The organism is Xanthomonas sp. NCPPB 2864, from assembly GCF_056675615.1.
In genome coordinates, this window is record NZ_JBWWVS010000007.1 from 77,576 (window position 1) to 92,489 (window position 14,914).

Sequence of the window (14,914 nt, forward strand, 5' to 3'; positions counted from 1 at the left end):
AAGGAAAGACGATGGCTCAGCGCATCACTGGACACTATGTTGCTGGCGCTCTCGCAGGGAGCCGTTACCAGGCGTTCGTCCCTGATCCGTTGCCGCCAGTGCCGGCACTGGATTTCGCACAGGCCGAACTGGTGGCGCGCAAAGAGCGCGCCGACCAGGCATTGGGGCGACTGGACGGCATCACGCTGATGCTGCCGGACCCGGAGCTGTTTCTCTATCAGTACATCCGCAAGGAAGCCTTGCTGTCGTCCCAGATCGAAGGAACCCAGTCATCGCTCTCGGACCTGTTGCTGTTCGAGATGGATGCGGCACCGGGCGTGCCTGTCGACGATGTCGAAGAAGTGTCCAACTATGTCGCGGCCCTCAACCATGGTTTGCGGCGCCTGCGCGAGGACGATTTCCCGCTGTCGCTGCGTTTGATCCGCGAGATGCATGCGCTATTGCTGCAGGGCGGGCGTGGAGCCGGCAAGCAGCCAGGTGAATTCCGCCGGAGTCAGGTGTGGGTAGGCGGGGCCTCGCCTGCACTTGCGCACTTTGTTCCGCCACCGCCAGATGCATTGCCCGACGCGCTGTCGGCACTCGAACAGTTTCTGCATGCGCCGCAGGGGCAGATGCCGCCGTTGGTGAAGGCGGCGCTTGCCCACGTGCAGTTCGAAACCATCCATCCCTTCAGCGATGGCAATGGGCGCCTGGGACGGCTGTTGATTACCTTGATCCTGTGCAGCGAAGGCGTGCTGCGGGAGCCCAGCCTGTATCTGAGCCTGTATTTCAAGCGCCGTCGTGCCGATTACTACGATCGCCTCAATGCGGTGCGACTCAACGGTGACTGGGAAGGATGGCTGGGTTTCTTTCTGGATGGTGTGGCAGAGACCGCGCAACAAGCCGTCGACACCGCGCAGCGCCTGCTGGCACTGTTGGCACGTGATCGGGCCCGCATTGCGGCTTTGGGCCAGCGAGCAGGTAACGTCGGCCTGGTGTTTGAGCAGTTCGCGCGGCGCGTGGTGTTGGCAGTGCCGCAGGTGGCGCCCGCCCTGTCGTTGAGTGCGCCCACCATCCGTGCTGCGGTACGCACCCTGCAGGAGCTGGAAATCGTCAACGAACTCACCGGCCAGCAGCGGCATCGTATTTTTGCCTATCACGCCTATCTCGACATCCTCAGCGAAGGGGCGCAGCCGCTGTGAGCGATGCGTTTGCGCACGGCTGTTGCCGACGATGCAGAGACATCCAGCGTATTTTCGATACTGTCGTGGCGATGTAGCTGGCGACTTGCCACTCACCCAGTCCAAGCTTCAGCAAATAGAGAGATCCATGAACTACCCCGGCTATCCCTTCACTCCCCAGCGCCTTGAGGTGCGTCCCGGCATTGCGATGTCGTATCTGGACGAAGGTCCGCGCGATGGCGAGGTGGTCGTGATGCTGCACGGCAATCCGTCGTGGAGCTATCTGTGGCGGCACCTGGTCAGTGGCCTGTCGGATCGTTACCGCTGCATCGTGCCGGACCATATCGGCATGGGGCTGTCCGACAAGCCGGACGATGCGCCCGACGCGCAGCCGCGTTACGACTACACGCTGCAGTCGCGCGTGGATGATCTAGACACGTTGTTGCGGCATCTGGGCATCACCGGTCCGGTCACGCTGGCGGTGCACGACTGGGGCGGCATGATCGGGTTCGGCTGGGCGTTGTCGCATCATGCGCAGGTCAAGCGGCTGGTGATCACCAACACCGCTGCGTTCCCGTTGCCGCCGGAAAAACCGATGCCGTGGCAGATCGCAATGGGTCGGCATTGGGGACCGGGCGAATGGTTCATCCGCACGTTCAATGCGTTTTCCTCCGGCGCATCCTGGTTCGGGGTGTCGCGGCGGATGCCGGCGGAGGTGCGTCGCGCCTATGTGGCGCCCTACAACAATTGGCGCAATCGCATCTCCACCATTCGCTTCATGCAGGATATTCCGCTGTCGCCCGCCGACCAGGCCTGGTCACTGCTGGAGCGCTCGGCGCAGGCATTGCCGTCGTTCGCCGATCGCCCGGCGTTCATCGCCTGGGGCCTGCGCGATATCTGCTTCGACAAGCATTTCCTGGCCGGCTTCCGCAAGGCATTGCCGAATGCCGAGGTCACCGCGTTCGACGATGCCAATCACTACGTGCTGGAAGACAAGCATGAAGTGCTGGTGCCGGCGATCCGTGCATTTCTGGAGCGCAACCCGCTGTAAGCGCTGCTGGCATGGCCACGCAGGCGCTCGCTAGATGAGTGCCTGTTGCATGCAGAGCGCGGATGCACGAACGATGGGATCGGCCATGCCGTCGTTCTGTTGGCCGTTGCGTGGGGATGCCGCGCTCACTCGCAGCGATGGCCGTTACAACGGTGGCAGCGGATTGCGTTGCGCCTCGTCCACGCCCAGCCAGTCGGCCTCGGTCAGTGCGTGCAGGCCGTGCGCCAGCCGGGATTTGTCGCACTGCGCGCTGCGCTGGCCGAATTCCAGCGAGGCCGGCACGGCAGCACAGGAGGAGGGCCGACGATCATGGATGCTGCAACGGCTGTAGCGGCCGATGTCCGCGTCCAGTGCGATGCAGCGCGGCTGCGATTGCGAGGTGCCGCGCATGACGCGTTCGTGGGTGCGCAGCGCATCGGTCAGCTCGATCGGCACCCTGCCGCCCAATGCGGGATCGGCTTCGCTCCAGTGGAAACTGACGCGGAAATAGGCGCAGCAAGCGCCGCAGGTAAGGCAGGGATGTGCCATGGAATGCCGGGCCTTGCGCGGCGAAACAACGTGGTGAGCGCGGCATTCTGACCGAACCACGCTGCGATACAAGTGGCGCGGCCGTGCGCCGGTTAGCGGTTCATCTGCATCGCTCGACGCAGCGCGTGTGTGCAAGGCGCTGCGCCTTGCGCGGGCAGGCACCTCGCGCGCGAGCACTGCGCGGTGTTGTTATGGCCCGACGACGCGCAATCGCCGCGTCAGCCATCGCTGCGTTGGGAGCACGCACCAGCGCAGCTGACCTGAGCGCGGTCAAGCGGCCGGCACCGTCGGCGCATGGGTGATAATGCGGCAATGACTACGACGACTCTCTGCAATATCGCCGCCACCCTGCCGGAACTCGCGCGCGAGCGCCCCGCGCAGATCGCCATCCGTTGCCCGGGCCGCCGCGCCGCCAACGGGTTTGCCGCCTACGATGTGACCTTGAGCTATGCCGAGCTGGACGCGCGCAGCGATGCGATCGCTGCCGGTCTGGCCCTGCACGGCATCGGACGCGGTGCGCGCGCGGTGGTGATGGTGCGCCCGTCGCCGGAATTCTTCCTGCTGATGTTTGCCTTGTTCAAGGCCGGTGCGGTGCCGGTGCTGGTGGATCCGGGCATCGACAAGCGTGCGCTCAAGCAATGCCTGGACGAAGCGCAGCCGCAGGCGTTCATTGGCATTCCGCTTGCGCAGCTGGCGCGTCGTCTGCTGCGGTGGGCGCGCTCTGCAAAGCAGATCGTCAGCGTCGGTGGCCGTTACGGCTGGGGCGGGGTGACATTGGCGCGCGTGGAGCGCGATGGCGCCGGCGCCGGCAGTCAGCTGGCCAACACCGGGCCGGACGATGTGGCCGCCATCCTGTTCACCAGCGGCTCGACCGGCGTGCCCAAGGGCGTGGTGTACCGCCACCGGCATTTCGTTGGCCAGATCGAATTGCTGCGCAATGCCTTCGGCATGCAGCCCGGCGGCGTGGATCTGCCGACGTTCCCGCCGTTTGCCTTGTTCGATCCGGCACTGGGGCTGACCTCGGTGATTCCGGACATGGATCCGACCCGCCCGGCCACTGCCGATCCGCGCAAGCTGCATGATGCGATCGACCGCTTCGGAGTCACGCAGTTGTTCGGCTCGCCGGCATTGATGCGCGTATTGGCCGACTACGGCCAGCCCTTGCCAAACGTGCGCCTGGCCACCTCGGCCGGTGCGCCGGTGCCGCCGGACGTGGTGGCCAAGATCCGCGCGCTGTTGCCGGAAGATGCGCAATTCTGGACGCCGTATGGCGCCACCGAATGCCTGCCGGTGGCAGCCATCGAAGGGCGTACGCTGGACGCCACCCGCGCGGCCACCGAGGCCGGTGCCGGCACCTGCGTTGGCCAGGTCGTCGCGCCGAACGAGGTGCGCATCATCGCCATCGACGATGCGGCCATTCCCGAGTGGAGCGGCGCGCGCGTGCTGGCGGTGGGCGAGGTGGGCGAAATCACCGTCGCAGGCCCCACCACCACCGACACCTACTTCAACCGCGACGCGGCCACGCGGATCGCCAAGATCCGCGAGCGCAATGCGGACGGCAGCGAACGCATCGTGCATCGCATGGGCGATGTGGGCTACTTCGATGCCGAAGGACGCTTGTGGTTCTGCGGGCGCAAGACCCACCGCGTGGAAACTGCCAACGGCCCGCTCTACACCGAGCAGGTGGAGCCGGTCTTCAACGTGCATCCGCAAGTGCGGCGCACCGCCTTGGTCGGTGTCGGCGCACCCGGACAGCAGCAGCCGGTGCTGTGCGTGGAATTGCAGCCTGGCGTGCCGGCATCGGCATTTGCACAAGTGGAAACCGCATTGCGCGCGCTGGGCGCTGCGCACCCGCACACGGCTGGAGTCACGCGTTTCCTGCGCCATTCCGGATTTCCGGTGGACATTCGCCACAACGCCAAGATCGGCCGCGAAACGCTGGCGATCTGGGCGGCGCAGCAACGTGGCTGACCTGTCGATGCGTATCGCGCACGCAGCTGGCCGCATCGCCAATTCCGGCCGCGCCCGTTATCGTGTGCGTCCTTGCGATGGAGGTGATGCGTGCGCATCCTGGTAACCGGTGGTGGTGGCTTTCTTGGCCAGGCGTTGTGCCGCGGCTTGATCGCGCGTGGGCATGAGGTGGTGAGTTTCCAGCGCGGTGATTATCCGGTGCTGCAGAGTTTGGGCGTGGGCCAGATCCGTGGCGACCTGGCCGATCCGCAGGCGGTGCGGCATGCCTTCGCCGGCATCGATGCGGTCTTCCACAATGCCGCTAAGGCCGGTGCGTGGGGCAGCTACGACAGCTATCACCAGGCCAATGTGGTGGGCACGCAGAACGTGCTCGACGCATGTCGGGCCAATGGTGTGCCGCGCCTGATCTATACCTCCACGCCCAGCGTGACCCATCGCGCCACCAATCCGGTGGAAGGCCTGGGCGCCGACGAAGTGCCGTATGGCGAAGATCTGCGCGCGGCGTACGCGGCGACCAAGGCGATCGCCGAGCGCGCGGTGCTGGCGGCCAACGATGCGCAACTGGCAACGGTGGCCTTGCGTCCGCGCCTGATCTGGGGCCCGGGCGACAATCATCTGTTGCCGCGCCTGGCCGCGCGTGCGCGCGCCGGCCGCTTGCGCATGGTCGGCGATGGCAGCAACCTGGTGGACAGCACTTACATCGACAACGCCGCGCAGGCGCATTTCGATGCGTTCGCACATCTGGCCGCAGGTGCTGCGTGTGCGGGCAAGGCGTACTTCATCTCCAACGGCGAGCCCTTGCCGATGCGCGAGTTGCTCAATCGCCTGCTGGCTGCGGTGGATGCACCGGCGGTGACGCGTTCGTTGTCCTTCAAGACTGCGTACAGAATCGGTGCAATCTGCGAGACCATGTGGCCACTGTTGCGTCTGCCTGGCGAAGTGCCGTTGACGCGTTTTCTGGTGGAACAGCTGTGCACGCCGCACTGGTACAGCATGGAGCCGGCACGTCGCGACTTCGGCTATGTGCCGCAGGTCAGCATCGAAGAGGGGCTGCAACGGTTGCGATCCTCATCTTCCAACGACATCGCCATCACTCGATAAAGACCGCCGCATCTTCAGGATACGTCTGCGCCGATTCGGCACGACAACTTCTGGAATCCTTGCCATGCTGCATTACGCCATCATCTTCTTCGTCATCGCCATCATTGCCGCCGTGCTGGGCTTCAGCGGTATCGCCGGTGCGGCGACCAACATCGCCTGGATCCTGTTCGTGGTGTTCCTGATCCTGGCTGTGATCTCGATGTTCCGTCGCGGCAAGGTATAACGCCTAGCTGCGATACGTCACGGCAGCGGCGCTGCCGGTCGACGCTCGCATGGCCCGCTTCCGCAAGGAGGCGGGCCATGTGCGTTGTGGACGCTCCATCGTTGAATCGCTTCTGGTTTAAAGCAGTTTTTCGAGATATTGCACGTGCTTGCCGTTGCCCAGCAGCGCATCGCCGACCGGCTGGAAACCCAGCTGCAGATGCAGCGCCAGCGATGCCGGATTGGGTGGGAGCAGGTTGACCTCGCAGACCAGGCGCGGTTGCCCCGCTGCACGTGCGGCGTGGATGAGTTCGTCATACAGCTGCTTGGCAAGCCCGCGCCGCTGCGCATGTGCAGCGATCACGATACGGTCGATGTAGACAAAGCGCGCGAAGCGTTGCGCCATCCATGCAAAGTTCGGATTGGCATAGGCCGCGCCTCGATCCAGCGCGATCAGCAGGCCATCCGCGGGCGCGACGAGGCGTGCGTGCCACGCCAGTTGCAGCAATGCAGCCAGCCCTTTGGCATCCAGCAACGACAGCTCGGTGGCGTGCGCATTGTTGAGCGCAAGCAGTGCGCCGTGGTCGTGCGGCTGCACGGCGCGCACACGGGCCTGGCTCATGCGCCTGGCTCGACCGCGCTGCGCAGCAGCTGATCGTCAGCATGCCGTTGCAGTGCCAGCTCGATCAGCTGGGTGATCAAGGTGCGGTAGTCCAGCCCGCTTGCCTGCCAGAGCTTGGGATACATGCTGATCCGGGTGAAGCCCGGCAATGTGTTGACCTCATTGATCACGATGCGACTATCGGCGCACAGGAACACGTCCACACGCGCCATGCCGGCGCAGTCCAGCGCCTGGTAGGCCTGCACCGCAATCTGCTGGATGCGCTGCTGCGTCTGCGCATCGATGTCGGCCGGGATCACGATGTCGGCGCCGTGTTCGCTGATGTACTTGGTCTCGTAGGAGTAAAACGCGTCGTGCACCACCACTTCGCCGCACACGCTGGCCTGCGGGGTGGCATTGCCCAGCACGGCGCATTCGATCTCGCGCCCAGCGATTGCCGCTTCCACCAGCACCTTGTGGTCGTATGCCAGCGCCAATGCGAGCGCGTCGGCAAACGCATCGGCGCTGCGCACCTGACTGACACCGACCGACGAACCCTGGTTGGCTGGTTTGACGAACAACGGCAAACCCAACTGCGCGATCAACGCATCCACGTCGGCATGTGCGGCGGTGTGGCGGTTGAAGCAGGCGAACGGCGCCACCTCGAGCCCGGCATCGCGCAGCACGCGCTTGGCCAGGTCCTTGTCCATCGCCAGCGCCGAGCCGAGCACGCCGGAGCCGACGAAGGGCAGATTGGCCATGCGCAGCAGCCCTTGCAGCGAGCCGTCTTCGCCGAGCGTGCCATGCACGATCGGAAACACCACATCGATCTGCGCCAGCGCCTGCTCCGGCTGAGTCGGGCGCAGCTGTTGTTGCTGCGCGCCCGGTAGCAGGGCCACGCCGCGACCGCTGCGATGCAGGGCGATGCGGGCCGGGTCGTCGGCATTGAGCAGGAAGCTGTCGGGGTCGTTGACGTGCCACTGGCCCTGCTTGTCGATGCCGATCAGCACTGGCTCGAAGCGCTGCGGATCCAGCGCATCGAGAATGTTGCGCGCCGATTGCAGCGAGACCTCGTGTTCGGCCGATTTGCCGCCGAAGATGAGACCGACCCGGATCTTGCGCATTGCCTGCTCCTGCCACCTGCGTGATGAGGTCGCCAGCATGCCCGCGGCAGGCGTGCCGAAGGAAGTCCTGCATGATCGACGCACGCGGCCTGGCCGCAAGGCGCCCTGCCATGATCGCCACCCCGGCCTCCGGCTTGCACGTGCCACACCACCGTCAAGCAGTGGCGACATGCGGGGACGGTAGAATGCGCCCATGCCCGGATCCCTGTTCAACTCACTCAAGCCGCTCGCCGGCCAGGCCCTGCAAGCCGCGCTCAACCGCGCGCTGGCACTGGACCCCGATACCCGCGATGCCCTGCTGCCACTGGAAGGCCAACGCATCGCACTGACCCTGGAGGCGCCTGCGCTGGCCCTGCAGATCCGCGTGCACGAGCGCCGCTTGCTGGTCGGCCCGGTGGACCAGGCGCAGGAGCCGGACCTGGCCGTGCGCAGCAGCTTGGCCGGCTTGCTCGGCCAGCTGCCGTTCCTGGCCAACGCGCGCCGCAGCGGCGCACCGGCCGGGCGGCTCAAGGTCTCCGGCGATGCCGAGCTGGCGCGCCAGCTGCAGCAACTGGCTGGCCGTTTCGATCCGGATTGGCAGCTGCCGTTCGTGGCGGTGTTCGGCGAGATCCTCGGCGTGCAGATCGCCAATGCGGTGCGTGCAGCGCTGCAGCAGGCGCGGCGCAGCGCGGTGGATCTGGCGCATAGCGCGGCCGAATTCGTGACCGAGGAATCGCGCGACGTGGTGCCGCGTGCCGAACTGGACGCCTTTCACGACGATGTCGACGAACTGCGCGACGACGTCGAACGGCTGGCCGCACGCGTGGCGCGCCTGCGCGCGGCCGGAGGTGCGGCATGAAGGCGCTGCTGCGGGCCAGCCGCATCGGCCGGGTGATCCTGCGCTATCGCCTGGACGACCTGCTGCAGGACACGCCGGCCGAGCGCTGGCTGCGCCTGGCCAAGCCGTTCGTGCCGCGCGCCAGTGCCGAGATCGCCGCGCAATCGCGCGGTGCGCGTCTGCGGCTGGCGTTGCAGGAACTGGGGCCGATCTTCGTCAAGTTCGGGCAGATCCTGTCGACCCGGCGCGACCTGATTCCGGCCGATGTGGCCGATGAACTGACCCTGCTGCAGGACCGCGTCAAACCCTTCGACGGCGAAGCGGCGCGGCTGATCGTCGAGCGCGCGCTGGGCCTGCCGGTGAGCGTGGCGTTTGCCGCATTCGACACCGTGCCGCTGGCCTCGGCTTCGATCGCGCAGGTGCACGCGGCCACCTTGCCGCCGGATGCCAACGGCGTGCGCCGCGAGGTGGTGGTCAAGGTGCTGCGCCCGGATATCGAGCGCCAGATCGATGCCGATATCGCGTTGCTGCAGTCGCTGGCCACGCTGGTCGAACGCACCCACCCGCGCGCTGACAAGATCCGGCCCCGCGAAGTGGTGGCCGAGATCGAAGGCACCCTGTCGGCCGAACTCGACCTGCAGCGCGAAGGCGCCAACGCCAGCGTGCTGCGCCGGTTCTGGGAAGGCTCGGACGATCTGTACGTGCCCGAGGTGATCTGGTCGCACACCGCCGAGCGTGCACTCACGCTGGAGCGCGTGTACGGCATTCCGTCCGACGACATCGCCAAGCTCGATGCGGCCGGTATCGACCGCAAGGCACTGGCGGCCAAGGGCGTGCGGGTGTTCTACACGCAGGTGTTCCGCGACAACTTCTTCCATGCCGATGCGCACGCCGGCAACATCTGGGTCGACAGCGACCCGGAGCGCCGGCTCAATCCGCGTTTCATTGCGCTGGATTTCGGCATCATGGGCCAGCTCTCGCAGGAAGATCAGTACTACCTGGCCGAGAACTTCATGGCGATCTTCCACAAGGATTACCGTCGCATGGCCGAGCTGCACGTGGAGGCGGGCTGGATGCCCGACAACGTGCGCATCGACGAACTGGAAGCGGCCGCGCGCTCGGTGTGCGAACCGTACTTCACCCGCCCGTTGTCGGAGATTTCGCTGGCCGAAGTGCTGATCAAGCTGTTCCGCGTCGCGCAGCGCTACGAACTGACGCTGCAGCCGCAGCTGATCCTGTTGCAGAAGACCTTGCTCAACATCGAAGGCGTCGGCCGCCAGCTCGACCCCAGGCTGGATATCTGGGCAGTGGCGCGGCCGGTGCTGGAACGCATCCTGCGCGAGCGTTACAGCCCGCGCCGCGTGCTCGGCGAGTTGCGCAAGCGCCTGCCGGAAATCATGACCCATGCGCCGGACATGCCGCGCCTGGTGCACAGCTGGTTGAAGCAGCAGGTGGAAGGCCGCCACCAGCTCGACATCCGCTCGGCCGAGCTGCGCGCGCTGGACCTGAGCCTGCGCAAGCTGCAGACGCGCGTGGTCACTGCCATCACCGGCAGCGGCCTGCTGGTGGTGGCTGCCGTGCTGTATGGCCTGCACCCGAATGGCTGGTACCTGGGCACGGTGCCGGTGTGGAGCTGGGTCAGCGGCGGCGCCGGCTCGGTGGCCCTGCTGGTCGCCTGGCTGCGGCGCTGAAGCACTAAGACACTGCGACAGGCGGCCTGCCGCATCCGGCTGGGTAGCGGCAGCGCCTGCAGCGGCACGATGACGAAGCCGTCCCCGGCGAGGTAGTGATGATCGATCTGCAGGCCTTGAAGGACGAACTGGCACGGTTCGGTAGCGACAACGATGCGCAGCAGCCGGAGCGTGGCCGGCGCATGCTCAATATCACGCCCGACACCGGGCAATTGCTGGCCGTGCTGGTACGCGCCACCGCTGCGCGGCGCGTGCTGGAAATCGGCACCTCCAACGGTTATTCGACGCTGTGGCTGGCCGAAGCGGCCGCCGCAATCGGCGGGCACGTCACCACGGTGGAGCTTGCGGCCGACAAGGTGGCCCTGGCGCAGGCTACGCTTGCACGCAGCGGCCTGGCCGCGTCGGTGGAGGTGGTGCACGGCGACGGCGGCGCGTGGCTGACCCAGGCCGCCAGCGCCAGTATCGATCTGGTCTTCCTGGATTCGGCGCGCGGCGAGTACGTGCGCTGGTGGCCGGCACTGCGCCGCGTGCTGCGCGGCGGCGGCCTGCTGGTGGTCGACAATGCGCTGTCGCATGCCGACGAACTGGCGCCGTTCACCGCGCTGCTGGCTGACGATCCGGCAGTCACCTGCAGCGTGGTGCCGGTGGGCAAGGGCGAATTGCTGGCGGTGTGCGGCGCGGCCTGAGCGTGCGCGGCCGAGCTGCCACGCCCTCAGGCCTCAAGGCGCGTGGTCGGCATGCGCCATACGGCGCGGCGGCGCAGTGGCATGCGGTGTCGACGATGCGGATAATCCGCCGGTGAGCACATCCCCCAAGCACTTGCAGATTCTCTTCCAGGACGAGCTCCTGGCCGTCGTCGACAAACCCGCCGGCCTGATGGTCCACGACAGCAAGCTGGCGCGCGGGGAGGACGACTTCCTGGCCGACCGCCTGCGCGAACAGCTGGGCCGGCCGATCTTTCTGGTGCACCGGCTCGACCGCGCGACCAGCGGCTGCCTGCTGCTGGCGTTCGACCGCGAGGCCGCCAGCGCGCTGGGCAAGGCCTTGATGGCCGGCGAGTTGGAGAAGGACTATCTGACCGTGTGCCGCGGCTGGCCGGCCGAGGAGCGCTTCATCGTCGACCACGATCTAGACGGCGGCCCCGGCAAGCCGGTCAAGAAGCCGGCGGTGACGCACTTCCAGCGCCTGGCCACCGGCGAGCTGGAGATCCCGTCCACCGGTTTTGCCACCTCGCGCTATGCGCTGCTGCGCTGCCAGCCGCAGACCGGGCGGTTCCGGCAGATCCGCCGGCACATGAAACACCTGTCGCACCACATGATCGGCGACACCAGCCACGGCGATGGCCGGCACAACCGCAGCTTCCGCATGCTCGGCATCCACCGCATGCTGCTGCACGCCGAGCGGCTGGGGTTTCCGCATCCGGCCGACGGGCGGCGCATCAGCGTCACCGCGCCGCTGGATGTGGAATTTTCCAAGGCCTGCGCATTGCTCGGGTGGGAGATGGCCGCGCTGGGAGCGGTGCAGACGGCTTGATGCGGTGCGCGCGGCTAACGGTCAACACGCCCACACGATCTGCTGGAAATCCGCACAACCGTACCTCACCCCATCCCCTCTCCCGCAGGAGAGGGGCCAAGCGCCTCCTCACCGAGTGGGACAAGCGGGTTGGCGCAATCGTCGTCAGCGCCACCACCGCCACCGTCGCAAGCAGCAACCGCCACAGCAGGCACGCTGTTCCGATTCCCCAATCCCGATTCCCCCATCCCCGCCCTTCAGGGCTTCTGCGGTGCCGCCGCCGGCGTATTGACGATCTTCTCCAGATCCTTCTGCAGGTCGGCAAACAGCGGCAGCATCTTCTGCTGGATCGCGCCCATCAGGTTCTGGGTCAGTGCCGGGGTCTTGTCCAGCAAGCTCTGGCCGGCCGAGCTCTCGTAGAACTCGGCCATGGCCAGCACGTCCTCGCGTGAGAACGAGCGCTTGTAGATGTCCACATACATCGGGCGCAGCTCCGACCATGACAGCGCCTTGCGCACGGTCTGGCGGGTGCGCTCCTGGATGCGCTGCAGCTGGGCCTGCTGGTCGGCGTCGAGCTGGCGCTGGGCGGTGAGCTGGGCGAACTGTTGCTGCTGCATCGCTTCGATCTGGGGCAGCATCGTGTCCAGCATGGTCTGCGCGCGTGAGGCGGCCAGCAGGCGGTTGATGTCGGCATCGCTGGGCGCCTGCGCAAACGCGGCGGGCGTGGCCAGTGCCAGCGCGGCCAGCACGATCAGGCGGCGCGCGAAGGCGCGGGCGGCGGCAACGGAACGGGGCGGTGTCATCGGAGCATCCTGCACAGTCGGGGGAACCGGCCGCAGCATACGGGAAGCCGGCGTTCGCGCGCGCGTCCATGCCGGTGCCGATACAATCGGGTTGAATGGCCAGCGACCCGATCCAGATCACCCCCAGCCTGACGATCCCGCCCAGCGAGATCGTCGAGCGCTTCGTGCGCGCCAGCGGCGCGGGCGGGCAGAACGTCAACAAGGTCTCCACCGCGGTGGAACTGCGTTTCGACGTGGCCGGGTCGCCGTCGCTGCCCGAACCCCTGCGCGCGCGGCTGCTGTCGCGGCGCGACCGGCGCATGACCGCCGATGGCGTGCTGGTGATCGACGCGCAGCGCTTCCGCACCCAGGACCGCAACCGCGAGGATGCGCGCGAGCGGCTGGTCGAGATCATCAGTGCCTGCCTGTCGGTGCCCAAGCGCCGGGTCGCCACCAAACCGAGTCATGGTGCCAAGCTGCGGCGGCTGGATGCCAAGCGTGAGCGCAGCCATATCAAGCGTGGACGCTCTGCGTCCCACTGGGAGTAAGCGTGAGTCACACCGACCCGTCGTTGCCACCGGTAACACAGGCCAACATCCTGCTGCAGCCCTCTCCACCCAGAATGCCACGTGCGCACGGCCGCTTCGGCCGCTGGCTGGGGCGCACCGCACTGCGTCTGACCGGCTGGCGCCTGCTCGGGCGGCTGCCCGACGAACCCAAGCTGGTGATGATCGTCGCCCCGCATTCGTCCAACTGGGACGGCTTCCTGGGCTTTGCGGCCAAGTTCGCGTTGGGCTTCGACGTGCGCGTGCTGGGCAAGGCGCAGCTGTTCTGGTGGCCGCTGGGCCCGCTGCTGCGCAAGCTCGGCGCCATCCCGCTGGACCGCAGCTCGCCGCAGGGCACCATCGGCCAGGCGGTGCGGCTGATCCGCAATTCCGAACAGATGTGGTACGTGATTACCCCCGAGGGCACCCGCAAGCGGGTGGAGCACTGGAAGGCCGGCTTCTGGAAGATTGCCTCCGATTCCAAGGTGCCGATCCTGCCGGTGTATTTCGACTACCCCAGCAAGACCGTGGGCATCGGCGAGCCGTTCTGGACCGGCACCGACATGGCCGCCGATATCGCCGCCATCCGCACCTGGTACCGGCCGTGGCGCGGCAAGCATCGCGATACGCTGTGAGAATGCGGCCGCGCGCTTGAAAGGTTTTTGTCGCTGCCGGTCGCCTGCATTTATGACCGGCGCCGCCGGGCACCCTCGCTGCCTCCACCGAGGAAACACCATGATGGGCTTGTCCGCACGCGCACTGTGTTTGTCGCTTTCCCTCCTGCTTGCTGCCGGCCCGGTGCTGGCGGCCACGCCGATGCTGGTGATCCACGGCGGCGCCGGAGTGGAGAAATCCAGCCTTTCCAGCGAGGAACAGGCGCAGGCGCGCGAGGCGATGCAACGCGCACTGCGTGCCGGGCACGCGGTGCTGCAAGGTGGCGGCAGTGCGGTGGATGCGGTGGCCGCCACCATCTCCGTGCTGGAGGATGCGCCGCAGTTCAACGCCGGGCGCGGTGCGGTGTTCACCCATGACGGCAAGAACGAACTGGATGCCGCGATCATGGACGGCGTCACTGGCAAGGCCGGCGCGATTGCCGGCGTGCACACGGTCAGGAACCCGATCCAGCTGGCGCGCAGCGTCATGGACCATTCCAAACACGTGATGCTGGTCGGCGACGGCGCCGAACAATTCGCGCGCGAGCAGGGCGTCACGTTGGTCGACCCGGGTTATTTCCGTACCGACAAGCGCTGGCAGCAGCTGCAGAAAGCGCGCAAGGCCGAAGCCGGCGACCGCCAGGCGCAGGCCGAACTGGACCTGGAAACCGGCAAGCATTTCGGCACGGTGGGCGCGCTGGCGCTGGATCGCGCGGGACACCTGGCCGCCGGCACCTCCACCGGCGGCATGACCAACAAGCGCTACGGCCGCGTCGGCGATGCGCCGATCATCGGCGCCGGCACCTATGCCAACAGCCAGTGCGCGGTGTCCGGCACCGGATGGGGCGAGTTCTACATCCGCGCGGTGGCGGCCTACGACATCTGCGCACGCATGAAATACGCCGGGCAGTCGTTGCAACAGGCCGCCGACACGGTGATCGACCAGGAGATTCCCAAGGCCGGCGGCGACGGGGGTGCCATCGCGCTGGATGCGCAGGGCAACGCCGCATTCCCGTTCAATACCGAAGGCATGTACCGCGGCTGGATCGGCGCCGACGGCAGCCCGCATGTGGCGATCTTCAAGGATGAGACGCTGTAGCGCGCATCCTCAATCGCACCCATCTTCCCAATCCAACGGCACATGCCGACGCTGCGCAAACCCGCTAGCGTGACCGGC

The 14,914-nt window shown here is 66.8% G+C and carries 16 protein-coding genes; 12 read left to right on the top strand and 4 right to left on the bottom strand.

Features of this window, described 5'->3' with window-relative positions:
- Positions 1 to 11: 11 nt before the first annotated feature.
- Positions 12 to 1,181: a Fic family protein gene (locus AC1KVE_RS15215; RefSeq protein ID WP_024939042.1), complete on the top strand. Its 1,170-nt coding sequence runs from the start codon at positions 12 to 14 to the stop codon at positions 1,179 to 1,181.
- A gap of 127 nt (positions 1,182 to 1,308) precedes the next feature.
- Positions 1,309 to 2,211, top strand: a complete 903-nt coding sequence (locus tag AC1KVE_RS15220; RefSeq protein WP_047127811.1) for an alpha/beta fold hydrolase — start codon at positions 1,309 to 1,311, stop codon at positions 2,209 to 2,211.
- Between the two features lie 144 nt (positions 2,212 to 2,355).
- Here the strand turns inward: AC1KVE_RS15220 and AC1KVE_RS15225 are convergent, their stop codons facing one another.
- A complete protein-coding gene (locus tag AC1KVE_RS15225; protein ID WP_024939040.1) occupies positions 2,356 to 2,739 on the bottom strand; it encodes a YkgJ family cysteine cluster protein in 384 nt (127 codons plus the stop codon).
- A gap of 312 nt (positions 2,740 to 3,051) precedes the next feature.
- Here AC1KVE_RS15225 and oleC point away from each other — a divergent pair, with 312 nt between their 5' ends.
- The 3 genes from oleC to AC1KVE_RS15240 all read left to right on the top strand — a co-directional run bounded on the left by oleC (position 3,052) and on the right by AC1KVE_RS15240 (position 6,034).
- Entirely contained in the window at positions 3,052 to 4,710 is a 1,659-nt protein-coding gene (oleC, locus tag AC1KVE_RS15230; RefSeq protein ID WP_184609800.1) for an olefin beta-lactone synthetase, read from the top strand.
- A gap of 90 nt (positions 4,711 to 4,800) precedes the next feature.
- Positions 4,801 to 5,811 carry a 2-alkyl-3-oxoalkanoate reductase gene (gene oleD / locus AC1KVE_RS15235; protein ID WP_026064697.1) on the top strand — a complete coding sequence of 337 codons (1,011 nt, stop codon included), beginning with the start codon at positions 4,801 to 4,803 and terminating at the stop codon, positions 5,809 to 5,811.
- 64 nt (positions 5,812 to 5,875) lie between these two features.
- Positions 5,876 to 6,034, top strand: coding sequence for a DUF1328 domain-containing protein (locus AC1KVE_RS15240; RefSeq protein WP_003468167.1), 159 nt, complete (start codon positions 5,876 to 5,878; stop codon positions 6,032 to 6,034).
- Positions 6,035 to 6,151: 117 nt separating this feature from the next.
- On the opposite strand, the gene AC1KVE_RS15245 is transcribed toward AC1KVE_RS15240, so the two are convergent.
- Both AC1KVE_RS15245 and ddlA read right to left on the bottom strand, forming a co-directional pair.
- The gene (locus tag AC1KVE_RS15245; protein ID WP_481092571.1) at positions 6,152 to 6,634 is read right to left on the bottom strand and encodes a GNAT family N-acetyltransferase; all 483 of its coding nucleotides are present in this window, start codon (positions 6,632 to 6,634) and stop codon (positions 6,152 to 6,154) included.
- Positions 6,631 to 7,737 (bottom strand): D-alanine--D-alanine ligase, encoded by a 1,107-nt coding sequence (gene ddlA / locus AC1KVE_RS15250; RefSeq protein ID WP_481092570.1) that lies wholly within the window; start codon positions 7,735 to 7,737, stop codon positions 6,631 to 6,633. The genes AC1KVE_RS15245 and ddlA overlap by 4 nt, the downstream gene beginning before the upstream one ends.
- A gap of 193 nt (positions 7,738 to 7,930) precedes the next feature.
- Here ddlA and AC1KVE_RS15255 point away from each other — a divergent pair, with 193 nt between their 5' ends.
- The 4 genes from AC1KVE_RS15255 (at position 7,931) to AC1KVE_RS15270 (ending at position 11,778) form a co-directional block, all read left to right on the top strand.
- Positions 7,931 to 8,575: a ubiquinone biosynthesis accessory factor UbiJ gene (locus tag AC1KVE_RS15255; RefSeq protein ID WP_046345336.1), complete on the top strand. Its 645-nt coding sequence runs from the start codon at positions 7,931 to 7,933 to the stop codon at positions 8,573 to 8,575.
- Complete coding sequence (gene ubiB, locus AC1KVE_RS15260) at positions 8,572 to 10,245, top strand: ubiquinone biosynthesis regulatory protein kinase UbiB (protein ID WP_039814160.1); 1,674 nt, start codon at positions 8,572 to 8,574, stop codon at positions 10,243 to 10,245. Before AC1KVE_RS15255 ends, ubiB begins: the two co-directional genes overlap by 4 nt.
- Before the next feature lie 98 nt (positions 10,246 to 10,343).
- The gene (locus AC1KVE_RS15265) at positions 10,344 to 10,931 is read left to right on the top strand and encodes an O-methyltransferase (protein ID WP_166771523.1); all 588 of its coding nucleotides are present in this window, start codon (positions 10,344 to 10,346) and stop codon (positions 10,929 to 10,931) included.
- A 76-nt stretch (positions 10,932 to 11,007) separates the two neighbouring features.
- The gene (locus AC1KVE_RS15270) at positions 11,008 to 11,778 is read left to right on the top strand and encodes a pseudouridine synthase (protein ID WP_054592056.1); all 771 of its coding nucleotides are present in this window, start codon (positions 11,008 to 11,010) and stop codon (positions 11,776 to 11,778) included.
- Positions 11,779 to 12,014: 236 nt separating this feature from the next.
- Here the strand turns inward: AC1KVE_RS15270 and AC1KVE_RS15275 are convergent, their stop codons facing one another.
- Entirely contained in the window at positions 12,015 to 12,599 is a 585-nt protein-coding gene (locus AC1KVE_RS15275; RefSeq protein WP_024939029.1) for a DUF2059 domain-containing protein, read from the bottom strand.
- 56 nt (positions 12,600 to 12,655) lie between these two features.
- Here AC1KVE_RS15275 and arfB point away from each other — a divergent pair, with 56 nt between their 5' ends.
- The 3 genes from arfB to AC1KVE_RS15290 all read left to right on the top strand — a co-directional run bounded on the left by arfB (position 12,656) and on the right by AC1KVE_RS15290 (position 14,836).
- Positions 12,656 to 13,087: an alternative ribosome rescue aminoacyl-tRNA hydrolase ArfB gene (gene arfB / locus AC1KVE_RS15280; protein WP_006449817.1), complete on the top strand. Its 432-nt coding sequence runs from the start codon at positions 12,656 to 12,658 to the stop codon at positions 13,085 to 13,087.
- Between the two features lie 2 nt (positions 13,088 to 13,089).
- Complete coding sequence (locus tag AC1KVE_RS15285) at positions 13,090 to 13,719, top strand: lysophosphatidylcholine acyltransferase (protein WP_024939028.1); 630 nt, start codon at positions 13,090 to 13,092, stop codon at positions 13,717 to 13,719.
- A 100-nt stretch (positions 13,720 to 13,819) separates the two neighbouring features.
- Entirely contained in the window at positions 13,820 to 14,836 is a 1,017-nt protein-coding gene (locus tag AC1KVE_RS15290) for an isoaspartyl peptidase/L-asparaginase family protein (RefSeq protein WP_184457786.1), read from the top strand.
- Positions 14,837 to 14,914 lie beyond the last annotated feature (78 nt).

What these genes read in the sequence shown, in the direction of transcription:
- AC1KVE_RS15255 (WP_046345336.1), top strand. Translation starts at nt 7,931, where the DNA reads ATGCCCGGATCCCTGTTCAACTCACTCAAGCCGCTCGCCGGCCAGGCC.
- AC1KVE_RS15215 (WP_024939042.1), top strand. Translation starts at nt 12, where the DNA reads ATGGCTCAGCGCATCACTGGACACTATGTTGCTGGCGCTCTCGCAGGG.
- AC1KVE_RS15240 (WP_003468167.1), top strand. Translation starts at nt 5,876, where the DNA reads ATGCTGCATTACGCCATCATCTTCTTCGTCATCGCCATCATTGCCGCC.
- oleC (WP_184609800.1), top strand. Translation starts at nt 3,052, where the DNA reads ATGACTACGACGACTCTCTGCAATATCGCCGCCACCCTGCCGGAACTC.
- AC1KVE_RS15265 (WP_166771523.1), top strand. Translation starts at nt 10,344, where the DNA reads ATGATCGATCTGCAGGCCTTGAAGGACGAACTGGCACGGTTCGGTAGC.
- AC1KVE_RS15275 (WP_024939029.1), bottom strand. Translation starts at nt 12,599, where the DNA reads ATGCTGCGGCCGGTTCCCCCGACTGTGCAGGATGCTCCGATGACACCG.
- AC1KVE_RS15220 (WP_047127811.1), top strand. Translation starts at nt 1,309, where the DNA reads ATGAACTACCCCGGCTATCCCTTCACTCCCCAGCGCCTTGAGGTGCGT.
- arfB (WP_006449817.1), top strand. Translation starts at nt 12,656, where the DNA reads ATGGCCAGCGACCCGATCCAGATCACCCCCAGCCTGACGATCCCGCCC.
- ddlA (WP_481092570.1), bottom strand. Translation starts at nt 7,737, where the DNA reads ATGCGCAAGATCCGGGTCGGTCTCATCTTCGGCGGCAAATCGGCCGAA.
- AC1KVE_RS15290 (WP_184457786.1), top strand. Translation starts at nt 13,820, where the DNA reads ATGATGGGCTTGTCCGCACGCGCACTGTGTTTGTCGCTTTCCCTCCTG.
- AC1KVE_RS15225 (WP_024939040.1), bottom strand. Translation starts at nt 2,739, where the DNA reads ATGGCACATCCCTGCCTTACCTGCGGCGCTTGCTGCGCCTATTTCCGC.
- AC1KVE_RS15245 (WP_481092571.1), bottom strand. Translation starts at nt 6,634, where the DNA reads ATGAGCCAGGCCCGTGTGCGCGCCGTGCAGCCGCACGACCACGGCGCA.
- ubiB (WP_039814160.1), top strand. Translation starts at nt 8,572, where the DNA reads ATGAAGGCGCTGCTGCGGGCCAGCCGCATCGGCCGGGTGATCCTGCGC.